Origin of the sequence: Nonomuraea sp. CA-143628 (assembly GCF_050942315.1) — a bacterium.
Lineage (GTDB): Bacteria > Actinomycetota > Actinomycetes > Streptosporangiales > Streptosporangiaceae > Nonomuraea.
On sequence record NZ_CP192072.1, the window covers coordinates 1,643,369 to 1,657,081 of the forward strand.

At 70.2% G+C, this 13,713-nt stretch carries 9 protein-coding genes; 5 read left to right on the forward strand and 4 right to left on the reverse strand.

The window, feature by feature from the left end; genetic code table 11:
* The first annotated feature begins 29 nt into the window (after nucleotides 1–29).
* Complete coding sequence (locus tag ACQP2T_RS07695; RefSeq protein ID WP_433519727.1) at nucleotides 30–1,574, forward strand: dolichyl-phosphate-mannose--protein mannosyltransferase; 1,545 nt, start codon at nucleotides 30–32, stop codon at nucleotides 1,572–1,574.
* Here the strand turns inward: ACQP2T_RS07695 and ACQP2T_RS07700 are convergent.
* Nucleotides 1,510–3,054, reverse strand: coding sequence for a hypothetical protein (locus ACQP2T_RS07700; RefSeq protein ID WP_358541796.1), 1,545 nt, complete (start codon nucleotides 3,052–3,054; stop codon nucleotides 1,510–1,512). The genes ACQP2T_RS07695 and ACQP2T_RS07700 overlap by 65 nt on opposite strands.
* A gap of 99 nt (nucleotides 3,055–3,153) precedes the next feature.
* Here ACQP2T_RS07700 and ACQP2T_RS07705 point away from each other — a divergent pair, with 99 nt between their 5' ends.
* Nucleotides 3,154–4,377, forward strand: coding sequence for a glycosyltransferase (locus tag ACQP2T_RS07705; RefSeq protein ID WP_433515505.1), 1,224 nt, complete (start codon nucleotides 3,154–3,156; stop codon nucleotides 4,375–4,377).
* Between the two features lie 62 nt (nucleotides 4,378–4,439).
* On the forward strand, nucleotides 4,440–6,221 hold the full coding sequence (gene metG, locus ACQP2T_RS07710) for a methionine--tRNA ligase (protein ID WP_433515506.1): 1,782 nt from the start codon (nucleotides 4,440–4,442) through the stop codon (nucleotides 6,219–6,221).
* Here metG and ACQP2T_RS07715 read toward each other — a convergent pair.
* Nucleotides 6,166–7,389, reverse strand: a complete 1,224-nt coding sequence (locus ACQP2T_RS07715; RefSeq protein WP_433515507.1) for an FAD-dependent monooxygenase — start codon at nucleotides 7,387–7,389, stop codon at nucleotides 6,166–6,168. The genes metG and ACQP2T_RS07715 overlap by 56 nt on opposite strands.
* 24 nt (nucleotides 7,390–7,413) lie before the next feature.
* Entirely contained in the window at nucleotides 7,414–10,617 is a 3,204-nt protein-coding gene (locus ACQP2T_RS07720; RefSeq protein ID WP_433515508.1) for an ATP-binding protein, read from the reverse strand.
* Here ACQP2T_RS07720 and ACQP2T_RS07725 point away from each other — a divergent pair.
* Nucleotides 10,616–11,491 carry a TatD family hydrolase gene (locus ACQP2T_RS07725; protein ID WP_433515509.1) on the forward strand — a complete coding sequence of 292 codons (876 nt, stop codon included), beginning with the start codon at nucleotides 10,616–10,618 and terminating at the stop codon, nucleotides 11,489–11,491. The two genes, ACQP2T_RS07720 and ACQP2T_RS07725, sit on opposite strands and share 2 nt — an antisense overlap.
* Before the next feature lie 142 nt (nucleotides 11,492–11,633).
* Nucleotides 11,634–12,491 (forward strand): ubiquitin-like domain-containing protein, encoded by an 858-nt coding sequence (locus ACQP2T_RS07730; RefSeq protein WP_433515510.1) that lies wholly within the window; start codon nucleotides 11,634–11,636, stop codon nucleotides 12,489–12,491.
* Nucleotides 12,492–12,517: 26 nt separating this feature from the next.
* Here ACQP2T_RS07730 and ACQP2T_RS07735 read toward each other — a convergent pair whose 3' ends face one another.
* Nucleotides 12,518–13,711, reverse strand: a complete 1,194-nt coding sequence (locus ACQP2T_RS07735) for a hypothetical protein (protein ID WP_433519728.1) — start codon at nucleotides 13,709–13,711, stop codon at nucleotides 12,518–12,520.
* Nucleotides 13,712–13,713 lie beyond the last annotated feature (2 nt).

The following is a 13,713-nucleotide window of genomic DNA, read 5'->3' on the forward strand; positions in this document are numbered from 1 at the left end:
GGATTTCCGCACAGCGGCTGGTCCCGCCAATGCAAGGGGGCGCCCTCTGGGGGTGGCTGGGGCCGATCGCGGTCGCCCTCTTCGGCGGAATACTGAGATTCGTCAGATTAAGCGAGCCGAGGGCCATCGTCTTCGACGAGACGTACTACCTCAAGGACGCCTACTCGCTGCTCAGGTTCGGCGTCGAGCGGGTCACGCTCGGCGACTCCAAGAACCCCGAGGCCGACCACCGGCTGCTGGCCGGCAACCTCGACATCTTCAAGCACTGCCCGAACACGACCGACTGCGCCTCGTTCGTCGCCCACCCGCCGCTGGGCAAGTGGATGATCGGTGTGGGCGAGTGGCTGTTCGGCATGAACCCCTACGGCTGGCGGTTCGCCGCGGCCGTGGTCGGGACGCTGTCGATCCTCATCCTGGCCCGGCTGGCGCGGCGGATGACCCGCTCGACGATGCTGGGCTGCCTGGGCGGGCTGCTGCTCTCGCTGGACGGCCTGCACCTGGTGCTGTCGCGTACGGCGCTGCTGGACATCTTCCTGATGTTCTGGGTGCTGGCCGGGTTCGCCTGCCTGGTGGTCGATCGCGACTGGTCACGGCGGCGGCTGGCCGACTGGTACGACAACTCGCCGCTCACCCCGACCGGGCCGCCGCTCGGCCTGCGGCCATGGCGGATCGCCGCGGGCCTCTGCCTGGGGGCGGCCTGCGCGGTGAAGTGGTCAGGGGTGTTCTTCCTGGTCGCGTTCGCGGTCATGAGCCTGCTGTGGGACATGGGGGCCAGGCGGGCCGTCGGGCTGCGCAATCCCTACTCCGGCGCCTTCGCCAAGGATGTGCCGTCGGGGCTGGCCGCGCTCGGGCTGGTGCCCGCGCTGACCTTCGTGGCCTCGTGGGCGGGCTGGTTCGTCACCGCGGGCGGCTACGGTCGCAACTGGGACCAGGCGACGTCGGCGGGGCCGCTGTTCTTCGTCGTCGACTCGGTGCGATCGTGGCTGAAGTATCAGGTGCAGGTGCTCGGCTACCACACCGGGCTGCACGACTATCACCCGTACATGTCGGACCCGTGGACCTGGCCGGCCCTGTTCCGGCCGGTCTCCTTCTTCTACCCGACGGACCTGCCGCCTTCGGCGTGCGGGGCGGACAAGTGCTCGCAGGCGGTGCTCGGGGTGGGCACGCCCGCCCTCTGGTACGCCGCGATGCTCGCCCTGCTGGGACTCATCGCCTGGTACGTCGCCACGCGCGACTGGCGGGCCGGGGCGGTGCTGCTGACCTTCGCCGCCGGCTGGCTGCCGTGGTTCTACTACGCCATCGCCGACCAGCGGACGATGTACCTCTTCTACATGATCCCCGTGGTGCCGTTCATGGTGCTGGCGCTCGTCCTGGTCGCGGGGCTGGTGATCGGGAAGGAGAGCGCCACACCCGCGCGCCGGGCGGTGGGGGCCGCGGTCGTGGGGGCGTTCACGCTGATCGTCCTGATCAACTTCTGGTGGCTCTACCCGGTGCTGGTGGCCGAGACGCTCACGCAGGCACAGTGGTGGGCTCGGATGCTGACGCGGGCTTGGGTCGTACCCGCGCCAAAGTGACGCCGCGGCGCAGCGTGATCGCCGCGGCGATGCAGGCCAGGGGGACCGCCGGCAGGACGTAGCGGTAGTCGAACTCCGCCGTCGCGGCGGGCGCGAGCAGCAGGCCGAACGCCCCGAGCCAGGGCAGGATCACCGGCCCGCCGAACCGGCGCCAGCGGACCACCGTGCCGTACAGGCCGATCAGCATCACGCCGCCCAGCACGATGCCGGGCAGGTAGACCACCTGCTGGTAGCCGCTCATGATCTGTGCGAAGGGCGCGACGATCTTCGTCTCGGGCGGGCCCTGCTCGTAGGTGTAGGCGTCGGTGTCCGTACGGCCCTGATAGGAGGGCCACTGGGGCAGTCGCTTGGGATTGCCGCTGTCATCCAGCTCGTAGAACGGGATGAAGCGATACATGTTGTACGTCTTCTCGTCCGGGAAGCGCGGCCGGCCCCAGTTGAAGGCGCGGAAGAAGTCGCGCGCGACCACCTTCAGGTAGTCGCCGGGCTGTGAGGTGATCGCCCGGGTGGCGAACGCGCTGGCGGCCTCGTTGGTGATGTCGGTGAACTTCTTGCCCGCGCCCCAGCGGTGCAGCACCTCACCCGTGCCCTGGCCGTCGCCGTTGCCCTGGCCCCAGAGGTACCACTGCGCGTAGTCCTTGCGCTGATTGACCGGATCGTTGATGCACAGGAGCAGCATCTGGAGCTCCCGATATTTGTCGATATGCATCTTGTTGCAATCCGCGAAGATCGCCGTGCGCATGTAAAGGATGAGCCCGTCGCTGTTGGTCATCGCGAATTTACCGAAGTTTGTTGAGAACCACCCCATGTAGGCGAGGACCGGGACCGCGCAGGCCATGATCACGGCCACGATCGCCTTCCATCCGGTCCGCTTGATGAGCAGATAGGCGACGACCAGGGCGAGGATCGGCAGGCCGATCGAGCGGGTGAGCGCGGTGAGCGCGAGCAGCAGCCCGACGACGACGCCCAGTTTCCACGACATTCGCCGGTTCCACAGAACGATCGTGATCACGCCCACGACCAGCAGCGTGAACAGCGTGTCGGACATGATGAGCTGTTCGAGCTGGATCTGGTAGGCGTCGAACAGCACCGGGACGGCCGCCAGCGTCGCCCCCCACTTCGGCAGCCCGAACTTCGCGCGCACCAGCGCGTAGATGAGCGCGCCCGTGGCCAGGCCCATCAGGTGCTGGGACATGGTCACCAGGGTGAAACTGTGGAACGGCTTGAGCAGCAGCAGCCAGAACCCGTAACCGTCGGGCCGGATCGGGTGCGGCCGGGGGTGCAGCGCCACGGACACGTACTCGTAGGAGTCGTTGAACCACATCGCCGGGCCGTAGCCGAGCATGGTGATCAGCCGCAGCACCCCGCCAATGGCGAATGCGGCGGCGAACACCCGATGACGGCCGACGAACGCCCATGCGCGGGCTATCCGGCCAGGGGCGGAGGGGTCCACAGGGGTCATCTCCGCAGCGCTCACCATGCTGTAAAGAATGCCAGTCGTTTTTAGGACTTGACCCGACCATCCTCGGGCACAGGGCATGATGGTGGGCTGGAAGAGCCTTAACTGAAGGGTTGAGACGTGGAACTGACGGTGGTCATGCCCTGCCTCAACGAGGCGGAGACCGTGGAAGTCTGTGTGCGCAAGGCACTGGCGTGCATGGAAGAGCACGGCATCGAGGGCGAGGTCCTGATCGCCGACAACGGCAGCACGGACGGCTCGCAGCAGCTCGCCCGTGACGCCGGTGCGCGTGTCGTCCACATCGATGAGAAGGGTTACGGCAACGCCCTCATGGGCGGCATCCGTGCCGCGCGTGGCAAATACGTCATCATGGGCGACGCCGACGACTCCTACGACTTCACCTCGTTGCTCCCATTCGTCGAACAACTGCGCGACGGTGCCGATCTGGTGATGGGCAACCGGTTCAAGGGAGGCATCGCCCCCGGCGCCATGCCTCCGCTCCACCGCTACCTGGGCAACCCGGTGCTGTCGTTCATCGGCCGGCTGTTCTTCCCGTCGGCCATCGGCGACTTCCACTGCGGCCTGCGCGGGTTCAGGCGCGACTCGATCCTGCGGCTCCATCTGCAGACGGGCGGCATGGAGTTCGCCTCCGAGATGGTCGTCCGCTCCACCCTGTCCGGCCTCGACGTGCGCGAGGTGCCCACCACGCTGTCGCCCGACGGCCGCTCCCGGCCGCCGCACCTGCGCTCCTGGCGTGACGGCTGGCGCCACCTGCGCTTCCTGCTGCTGTACAGCCCCAAGTGGCTGTTCTTCTATCCCGGCATCCTGCTGATGATCGTCGGCCTGGTCGCCGGCACGGCGCTGACGTTCGGCCCGGTCGAGATCGGCGAGCTGGCCTTCGACGTCGACACGCTGGTCGGCGCGTCGGCGGCGGTGGTGATCGGCTTCCAGGCGGCGTTGTTCGCGCTGTTCACCAAGGTCTACGCGGCCGAGGAGGGCTTCCTGCCCGAATCGCCACGCGTGCGCAGGCTCATCGACATCGTCTCCCTGGAGAAGGGCCTGGTGGTCGGCGGGCTGCTGGCCCTGGCCGGTCTCGTCGGCCTGGTGATGTCGCTGGTGCACTGGCAGGTCCGCAGCTTCGGCTCGCTCGACCCGCGCGAGTCGCTGCGCATCGTCGTGCCCTCCGCGACGGCGCTCATCATGAGTTTCCAGACCATCTTCGCGGCGCTGTTCATCAGCATCCTGGGCATCCGCCGCACCCGCGAGAGCTCGATCGACGCCGCCGCCAAGGTGGCCGAGGAGGCGGCCGAGGCCGTGTCCCGCGAGGAGTCCAAGACGCGTTGATCATCCGCCTCGTGCCGGTGTTCGGTACGAGGCGACCGTGGTCGCACCGTAGGCTTGGGCCTATGTCCCAGCACATCTTGACCGCCGTAGCGTGGCCGTACGCTAACGGCCCTCGCCACATCGGGCACGTATCCGGATTCGGCGTGCCGTCCGACGTCTTCAGCCGCTACCAGCGGATGGCGGGCAACAAGGTGCTGATGGTGTCCGGCACCGACGAGCACGGCACACCCATCCAGGTGCAGGCCGACAAGGAGGGCGTGACCGCCCGCGAGCTCGCCGACCGCTACAACCGGGTGATCGCCGAAGACCTGACCGGCCTGGGGCTGTCCTACGACCTGTTCACCCGCACGACGACGAAGAATCACTACGACGTCACGCAGGCGATCTTCAAGGGCCTCTACGACAACGGCTACATCTTCCCCAAGACCACGATGGGCGCGATCTCCCCGTCCACCGGACGCACCCTGCCCGACCGCTACATCGAGGGCACCTGCCCCATCTGCGGCTACGACGGTGCCCGCGGCGACCAGTGCGACAACTGCGGCAACCAGCTCGACCCGATCCAGCTCATCCATCCCAAGAGCCGGATCAACGGCGAGACGCCGGTCTTCGTGGAGACCGAGCACTTCATGCTCGACCTGCCCGCCTTCGCCGAGGTGCTCGGCACCTACCTGCAGTCCAAGCAGGGCGAGTGGCGGCCCAACGTCCTCAAGTTCGCCCTCAACCTGCTCGGTGACCTGCAGCCGCGGGCGATCAGCCGCGACCTCGACTGGGGCGTGCCGATCCCGCTCGACGGCTGGCGCGACCAGCCCAACAAGCGGCTCTACGTCTGGTTCGACGCCGTCATCGGCTACCTGTCCGCCTCCATCGAGTGGGCCAAGCGCTCCGGCGACCCCGACGCGTGGCGCCAGTGGTGGCAGAATCCCGACGCCCGTGGCTACTACTTCATGGGCAAGGACAACATCGTCTTCCACGCCGAGATCTGGCCGGCGATGCTGTTCGGCTACAGCGGGGTGGGCGCTCGCGACGGCTCGCCGGGGGCGCTGGGCGCGCTCAACGTGCCGTCCGAGGTGGTCTCCAGCGAGTTCCTGACCATGGAGGGCAAGAAGTTCTCCTCCTCGCGGCAGGTCGTCATCTACGTCCGCGACTTCCTGGCCCGCTACGACGCCGACGCGCTGCGCTACTACATCGCCGTGGCCGGTCCGGAAAACCAGGACACCGACTTCACCTGGCAGGAGTTCGTCAACCGCAACAACGGCGAGCTCGTCGCCGCCTGGGGCAACCTGGTCAACCGGTCGATCTCCATGGCGGCCAAGAACTTCGGCTCGATCCCCGAGGCCGGTGAGCTGACCGACGCCGACCGGGCGCTGCTGGAGCGCTCGCGCAACGCCTTCGGGCCCGTCGGGGCGGAGCTCGGCCGCTCGCGGTTCAAGAACGCCATCACCGAGGCGTTCGACGTGGTCCGCGACGCCAACCGCTACCTGGCCGAGCAGGAGCCGTGGAAGCTCAAGGACGACGCGGAGCGGCAGAAGTCGATCCTGCACGTCGCCCTCCAGGTGGTCGACGACGCCAAGACGTTGCTCACGCCGTTCCTGCCCGGCTCGTCCAACAAGGTTCACGCGATGCTCGGCGGCGAGGGCGTCTGGTCCGGCATGCCGGAGATGCACGACGTCGACGAGGACGGCGGCACCCCCTACCCGGTGATCACCGGCGACTACAACGGGGCGGCCCAGTGGGAGCACCGGCAGATCAAGCCGGGCACACCGCTCGCGCCGCCCGTGCCGCTGTTCAAGAAGCTCGACCCGAAGGTCGTGGACGAGGAGCTGGCCCGGCTGGCCGACTGAGGTCATAGTCCTTGAGCGTGATGGCGCCGGCCGTCTTCCGTGCGGTCCGCGCCATCAGCCCGGTAAAGGGCAGATAGGGCATCAGCTTGTAGTTCTGGTTCATGAACCACCGCATGAACCTGGTCTCCGGCACCATGAACTTGCTGACCCCCTCGCCGGACTTCTGGCAGGTGAGCACATAGTCGCGCATGGCCGCGTCGTACCCGGCGAAGGCGGTCCGGTGGTCGCGGGCCGCCGCCAGTTCGCCCGCGAGCACGTACGCGCCCACCATGGCGAGCCCGGTGCCCATGCCCGACAGCGGCGAGGGACACCAGGCGGCGTCGCCGAGCAGCCCGACCCGGCCGTTTGACCAGCGGTCCATGCGCACCTGGGCGATGGCGTCGAAGTAGAAGTCGTCGGCCCGCCGCATGTCCCGCAGCAGCCGGGGAGCCTCCCAGCCGACACCCGCCATCGCCTGTTCCAGCAGTTCCTGCTGCCGGCGGGTGTCGTGGCGGTCATAGGTGAGCTCCGGCGAGCCGAACCAGAACATGGCCTTGGCCTCGGTGTTCTGCCGGGAGCTGTAGAGGGCGACCATCTTGCCCGGCGTGTTGTAGGCGTGGCCGCTGTAGTCGAGGCCGAGGTAGTTCTCCGTCGTGAAGACCGCGCAGTACAGGCCCAGGTACGAGATGAACTCCTTTTCGGGGCCGAAGGCCAGCTCACGCACCTTCGAGTGCAGGCCGTCGGCGCCGACCACCAGGTCGAAGCGCCGGCTCGGACCCCGCTCGAACGTGACCGTGACCCCGTCGGCGTCCTCGTCGAGCGCGGCGATGGAGTTGTTGAAGACGTATTCGGTGTGGTCCCTGGTGAGCTCATAGAGGATCTTGGCCAGGTCGCCGCGCAAAATCTCGACGTCGCCGGCGAACAGGTCGGCCGGCAGTGCGCTCAGCTTCTTGCCCGCCTCGTTGACGTTCCACATGGCGCCCATGTTGGTCTGCTGCCGCTGGATTTCGCCGAGTATGCCCATCTTGCGGAGCACGGTCAGGTGGGCGTCGCCGCGGAAGTCGACGGAGTAGCCGCCCTCACGCAGGGCGGCCGCCCGTTCGACGATCGTGGTGGAGTGTCCGGAGCGGTTCAGCCAGTAGGCCAGGGCGGGGCCGGCGACGCTGGCGCCGGAGATCAGGATGTCCATGCCGACGAGCTTCGCCGGGCGCGCTCACCGCGGGCTCACCCCGAGCTCACCGGGCTGGGCGGCGATCAGGCGCAACGGTGAGGCGGCGATCGCCGCCTCGGACACACCCGCCAGGAGGGCCGCTTGGGAGTGGGTGAGCGTCGCGCCCTCGGTCCAGGCCCGCTTGTACGCCTCCTCGCCCAGGACGGCCCGCGCCCGGGCGGAGACGTCCGCGGCGACGGGGGTCTCGGGATGGGTCCCGCCGAGCATCACGGTGCCGGCCCCCAGCAGCTTGGCGGCCTGCCACGCGCCGCCGGTGGCCGCTTCCGAGCTGAGGTCGGTGAGCGCGAGCCGGGCGAGCGACTCGAACGCGTGGACGCTCTCCGGCGCCGGGCCCGTCGCGACCGCGACCTCCACGGCCTGCCGGTATGAGTCCCTGGCCGCCTCGCGGTCGCCCTCGGCCTCCGCGAGGCGGCCAAGCCCGAGCCGGATCCGGATCCTGTTGCCGGCGCTCCTGAGCCACCCGGGATCCGAGCGCCGCAGCGCCCCCTCGTAGAGCTCCCGGGCCCTGACCAGGTCGCCCTCGTCCAGCGCCAGGTCGCCGAGCCCGCGCAGCGCGGACGCCACGTTCGTCGGCACGCCCACCCGCCGGGCCAGCTCGGCGGCCCGCTCGTAGTCGGCCCTGGCAGCGGCCGGGCCGGCGCGCAGATTGAGGTCGCCCCGGTTGCACAGCAGATCGGCCAGGTCCTCGGTCGCGCCCAGTTCCTCGGCCAGCGCGATGGCCTCGTCGGTGTGGGCCAGCGCGGCCTCCCGGCTGCCGTGCATGCCCGCCAGCATGGCCAGCGCGTCGAGCGAGAGCATCGAGCCCCACCGGTCGCCGAGCGCGCGCAGGTCGTCGAGCGCCGAGACCAGATCGGCCTGCGCCTGGGCGTGCTCGCCCCGGGCCATCAGCGAATAGGCCCACATGAACCGGGACATCGCGCGTTCCCACGGGTCGGGGCTGTGCGCGGCCCTGGAGATCACCGCGAGCGTCGCCTCGGGGGCGTGCATGGCCGAGGTGATCATCGGCCACAGGAACGTGAGAATGGGATACTCGCGTGTCCCCTCGCCCGTCGAGACGATCGCGTCGGCCACGGCGGAGTGGCGGGTCCACAGCTGGCCGGCCGCCTCGTCGCCGGCCGTGGTCAGCAGGCAGAGCACGTACGCGTCGCCGAGGTCCGGATCCGGCTCCACCTTGTTGAGCAATTCCACGGCCGGGGCCGTGGCTGTGCCGCGCATCCCACGCATCCACAGGTAGGTGGACTGCGCCGCCAGCAGCCGCATGCCGAGCCGCACATCGCCCGCCTCGGCCGCCCAGCTCAGGGCCGTCCGGAGGTTGTCGTGCTCGGCGGACAGCGACTCCAGCCAGTCGAGCTGCTCGGCCGCGCGCAGGTGCGGGTCGGCCCGCTCGGCGAGGGCGAGGAAGTAGCTCGCGTGCGCACGCCGTACGGAAGGTTCGCCGGTCAGCTCTTCCGCGCAGAAGGCGCGGATGGTCTCCAGCATGCCGTAGCGGCCGTCCGTGACGGTCACCAGCGACTTGTCGGCGAGCGAGTCGAGCAGGTCCTCGGCGTCGGGCAGGCCGCACACCTCGGCGGCGGCCCCGGCCGTCGCGCCGCCCGCGAACACCGTGAGCCGCGCGGCCATCGTACGTTCGCCCTCGGTGAGCAGCTCCCAGCTCCACGCGACGACCGCCCGCAGCGTCTGGTGCCGGGCGTCGGCGGTGCGGCTGCCGCGCGACAGCAGCTTGAAACGGTCGGTGCCGAGGCGTTGGGCCAGCTCGCGGGTCTCATGCGTGCGCATGCGGGCGGCGGCCAGCTCGATGGCCAGCGGCAGGCCGTCGACCGCCGCGCAGATCTCGCCGACCGCCTCGTCAGCCACGAAATCCGGTCGAACCGCCTTCGCCCGGTCGGCGAACAGCCGCACGGCGTCCGCCTCGGCCAGCGGGCGGACCGGCCAGAGGTGCTCGGCCGTGATGCCCAGCGGCTCGCGGCTGGTCGCCAGGACGCGCAGCCGGGGACAGGCTTCGAGCAGCCGTTCGGCCAGGGCGGCGGTGTCCGCGATCAGGTGCTCGCAGTTGTCCAGGACCAGCAGCAACGGCCGGTCGGCCAGTACGGTGACCAGCCGGGCGAAGAAGCCGTCGGAGGCGGTGGAGCGGGGGCCGAGCAGCCCGCCCTCACGTATGCCCAGCGCGGCGAGAAGCGCGCGCGGGAGGTCGGCGCCCTCGGTGAGGGCGGCCAGCTCGGCGAGGCAGGCGTCGGGGCGCTGCCCGGCGACCTCGACCGCCAGCCGCGTCTTGCCCGCGCCGCCCGGCCCCAGCAGCGTCACCAGGCGGGCCGAGTCGAGCAGTGTGTCGACCGCGGCCAGGTCGTAGGCCCGGCCGACCAACGTGGTGAGCCGGGCCGGTATCCGCGACCTGCCGCTTTGTTCGGCCGGCCGCTGTTCGGCCGTTCGGGTGGTGGTCGGTGCGGGTGCGGTCTGTGCGCTGGGCGGCGTCAGGTGGGTGAGTTCGCCGCGTAGCAGGCGCTGGTGCAGGCCGGACAGCTCGGGCGAGGGGTCGGTGCCCAGCTCGTCGGCCAGCAGCCGCCTGGCCTGCTCGTAGGCGACCAGCGCCTCGGCCGGCCGGCCGTCCGCGCTGAGCGCCCGCATGAGCTGGCCGCGCAGCCGCTCGCGCAGCGGGTGGCGGTCGATCAGCTCGCCGAGCTCCGGGATCGCCGCCCGCTGCGCGCCGCGTCGCAGGTCGGCCTCGATCCGGTCCTCCTGGGCGGCCAGATGCTGCTCTTCGAGGGGTACGGCGTGCGTCGCGTCGAGGTCGGAGAGCGCGGGGCCGCGCCACAGGGACAGCGCCTCGCCCAGCAACGCGGCGGCCCGGTCGGGGTCGCTGTCGAGCGCCTGCCGCCCCTCCTCGGCCAGCCGCAGGAACCGGTGCGCGTCGACGTCGCCGGGATCGACGGCCAGCCGGTAGCCCGTGGCCGCCCGCTCGACCATGATGCCGTCGCCGCGCAGCCTCGACACCTGGGAGTGCAGGGCGTGCTGGGCGTTCTTGGGCGGCTGCTCGCCGTACAGGACGTCGACGAGCCGGTCATAGGGGACGACCTCGCCGGGCCGGATGAGCAGCAGGGCCAGCAGCGCTCGCCGGGACCGGCCGCCGAGTGGCACCTCGGCGCCGTCCGCGCGCCAGGCACGGGTGCTGCCGAGAATGCCGAAGCGCATGGACGTTACTTTAGAGGGCGTGAGCAAGATTCCCAGCCCGCCCGAGCCCCTGTCCGCACCGGTGTTCGACAGCCACTGCCACCTCGACATCATGGTCGGCAACCGGCAGGCGTCCTCGGGCGATCCCGTGGCACAGGCGGCGCAGGCGGCTGCGGCGAGCGTACGGAGCATCCTCGACGACTCGCGTGCCGTCGGCGTGACCCGGCTCGTCACGATCGGCTACGACCTGCCCTCCTCCCGGTGGAACGCCGAGGCGGCGGCCGAGCATGAGGGGATCTACGCCGGCGTCGCCATCCACCCCAACGAGGCGCACGCGGCCACGCCCGAGACGCTGGCCGAGATCGAGGCGCTGGCCGGGCGCGACGAGGTGCGGGCGGTGGGGGAGACCGGGCTCGACTACTACCGCGACTGGGCGACCAAAGAGGACCAGCACGCGAGCTTCCGGGCGCACATCGAGATCGCCAAGCGCACCGGCAAGGCGCTGGTCATCCATGACCGTGACGCGCACGACGACGTGCTGAAGGTGCTGGCCGAGGTGGGTGCGCCGCCGGTGGTGGTGTTCCACAGCTTCTCGGGTGACCCCGAAATGGCGAAGAAGTGCGCCGAAGCCGGATATTTCATGTCTTTTTCCGGGCCGGTTACCTACAAGAACGCCTCCTACCTGCGCGAGGCGGCACGGGTGGCGCCGACGGAGCTCATGCTCGTCGAGACCGACGCCCCCTACCTGCCACCGGTGCCTTATCGGGGCAAGCCCAACGCGCCCTACCTCATACCCCTCACTCTGCGCTGTCTCGCGGAGGTCAAGGGGGTCCATCCGGATGAGCTGTGCGAGGCCATCAGTGTCAATGGAGTCACGGTCTTCGGAGAGTGGTGACCATCTTTCCGTGAACCGGTAGAGACGGCGGTTCGGGCGCCACTAGCGTCGTGCCGCCCGAAGCCACTACCGGAGGTAGTCCGTGCGCGGAAAGAGGCGCGCCCCGCGCCCTCGTATTGCCTGGCGATCACCGTGGACACCGGTGATCTGCCTGCTCGCGGTCGTGGCCGTGGGCGGCATCGGGACCGTCGCGGCGCTGGTCAAGAGCGTGGTGCTGGTCGTCGACGGCAAGCCGATGGCGCTGCGCAGCTTCGCCGGTTCGGTGCAGGAGCTCCTCGGCGAGGCCGGGGTCTCTGTGGGGTTCGGTGACTCCGTACGCCCGGCCGGGCAGGAGGAGATCGCCGACGGGACGCGGATCGTGGTACGCCACGCCCGCCCGATCACGCTGACCCTCGACGGCCGCACCAGCCGGCGCCTGGTGACCGCCACGAACGTGGGCGACGCGCTGGCCGAGCTCGACATCAGCCCGGCGGGCGGCCGGCTGTCGGCCCCGCCGACCAAGCACGTGCCGCTGTCCGGGATGTCGCTCTCGGTGTACACGCGGCGTGAGGTGTACATCGAGGCGGGCGGCCTCCGGATGGCGACCACGACCACCGGCCGGACCATCCGCGAGGTGCTCAGGCAACGCCGCGTCCCGGTGCGGCCCGGCTACCGGGTGCGGCCGCCGCTCGACAGCTTCCCGGCGCAGGGGACCGTCATCAGGGTCAGCCCGCCCGCGCCGCCGCACACCGTGGTCGTGCCGGCGGCCGTGGCGGCGCTCGACTGGGCGGCGCTGGCCCAGTGCATGTCGAACGGCGACCCGCTGGCGGTCAACCCCGCCGGGCCCTATTACGGGATGTACGGGTTCAGCCAGGCCATGTGGACGGCCGTCGGCGGGACCGGGCTACCCCACACCTGGCCGCCGGAGGAGCAGACCTATCGGGCGCAGCTCCTTTACCAGTTGGTCGGCGGGCGGTGGCAGGGGCAGTGGCGGGAGTGCGGGGCCAGACTGTTCGGCTGACCCCTTTGTGTGGGTTGCCGGGTGGATCAACCGGCGATCGATGTGCCGAAGTCGGCTCCCTTGGGCGGTTGGAGCGGCCGCAGCTCGTCGGAGTTGCGGGCCAGCACCATGACCTTGCCGGTCGGGACGGCGTCGGGCTGACCGATGTAGAGCTTGTTGCCGCTGTAGGCCAGCGACCAGCCGAACAGGCCGTCCGATGTCGGGAGCTTCTTGTCCTCGGCCTCGTTCTTGAGCGACAGCACCCGTACGGCTCCCTCATAGGGCGAGCCGACGGCCACCCTGCCGTCGGCCGAGGCGGCCAGCGAGAAGCCGAACCCGGCGCCCTGCCCCACCCGCCTCGTCGGGCGCATGGCCTGGTCGTAGAGCTGGACGTAGCCGCGGCCGGGTGCGGTCACCGCGAACCCGGACCCCTCGGCGTAGGCCACCGCGTAGCCGTACCTGTCTCCTGCCTCCTTGGTGGGCGAGTCGAGCTTGGTCCCCGAGAGCCTCGGCGCCAGCGCGTTGTCGATGCGGACCGCGGCCCCCGAATCGGACTTGCCCTGGTCGACCTGGCGGCCGGCGCCGTCGTCGTTCTCGTACGGGACGCCGACGAGCAGGCTGTTGCCCGGCCCGACCGCCACCGACCAGCCGAACTGATCGCCCACTTCGCCGTTACCCGGCACCTCCACTGAGTCCTGATTTATCCGGATAAGCCGACCCAAGCCCTGGCGTACGTAGACGGAGCCCGCGTCGGCGATCTGGGCCTGGTCCTCGTACGGCGCGCCGATCGCCACCACGTCGCCCCTTGCGGCCAAGGACCAGCCGAAGTGGGCGTTGCGCTGCGGCTCGGGAGCCGTCAGGCGTTCCGGTGCCTTGCTGTTCCCGCCGTACACGACATAGACCGCACCCGCGTCCCTGACACCGTCCACATCGGCGTAGGGCGCGCCCACTACCAGGTCGGCGCAGGCGTTGCCGGGGTCGATCTTGGCCAGCGTCACCGACCAGCCGAGCGCGTCGCCCTCGACGCTGGGCACCGGGACGGGGATCACCTTGTCCCCGGAGAGGATGTGCACCGCGCCCTTGCCGTCGTCGGCGAACGGATCGCCGACCGCCACGTCCTCCACGCCGTCGCCGTCGAAGTCGCTCGTGCCCGAGCACGCGGCCTTCTTGGCGGCGGCCGTCGCCGCGGTGCTCATGCCGCCTATGAGGACGGCCAGCGCCACAAGCGCCGCACCGATCATCT

What these genes read in the sequence shown, in the direction of transcription:
- ACQP2T_RS07700 (WP_358541796.1), bottom strand. Translation starts at nt 3,054, where the DNA reads ATGGTGAGCGCTGCGGAGATGACCCCTGTGGACCCCTCCGCCCCTGGC.
- ACQP2T_RS07715 (WP_433515507.1), bottom strand. Translation starts at nt 7,389, where the DNA reads ATGGACATCCTGATCTCCGGCGCCAGCGTCGCCGGCCCCGCCCTGGCC.
- metG (WP_433515506.1), top strand. Translation starts at nt 4,440, where the DNA reads ATGTCCCAGCACATCTTGACCGCCGTAGCGTGGCCGTACGCTAACGGC.
- ACQP2T_RS07695 (WP_433519727.1), top strand. Translation starts at nt 30, where the DNA reads ATGCAAGGGGGCGCCCTCTGGGGGTGGCTGGGGCCGATCGCGGTCGCC.
- ACQP2T_RS07735 (WP_433519728.1), bottom strand. Translation starts at nt 13,711, where the DNA reads ATGATCGGTGCGGCGCTTGTGGCGCTGGCCGTCCTCATAGGCGGCATG.
- ACQP2T_RS07725 (WP_433515509.1), top strand. Translation starts at nt 10,616, where the DNA reads ATGGACGTTACTTTAGAGGGCGTGAGCAAGATTCCCAGCCCGCCCGAG.
- ACQP2T_RS07720 (WP_433515508.1), bottom strand. Translation starts at nt 10,617, where the DNA reads ATGCGCTTCGGCATTCTCGGCAGCACCCGTGCCTGGCGCGCGGACGGC.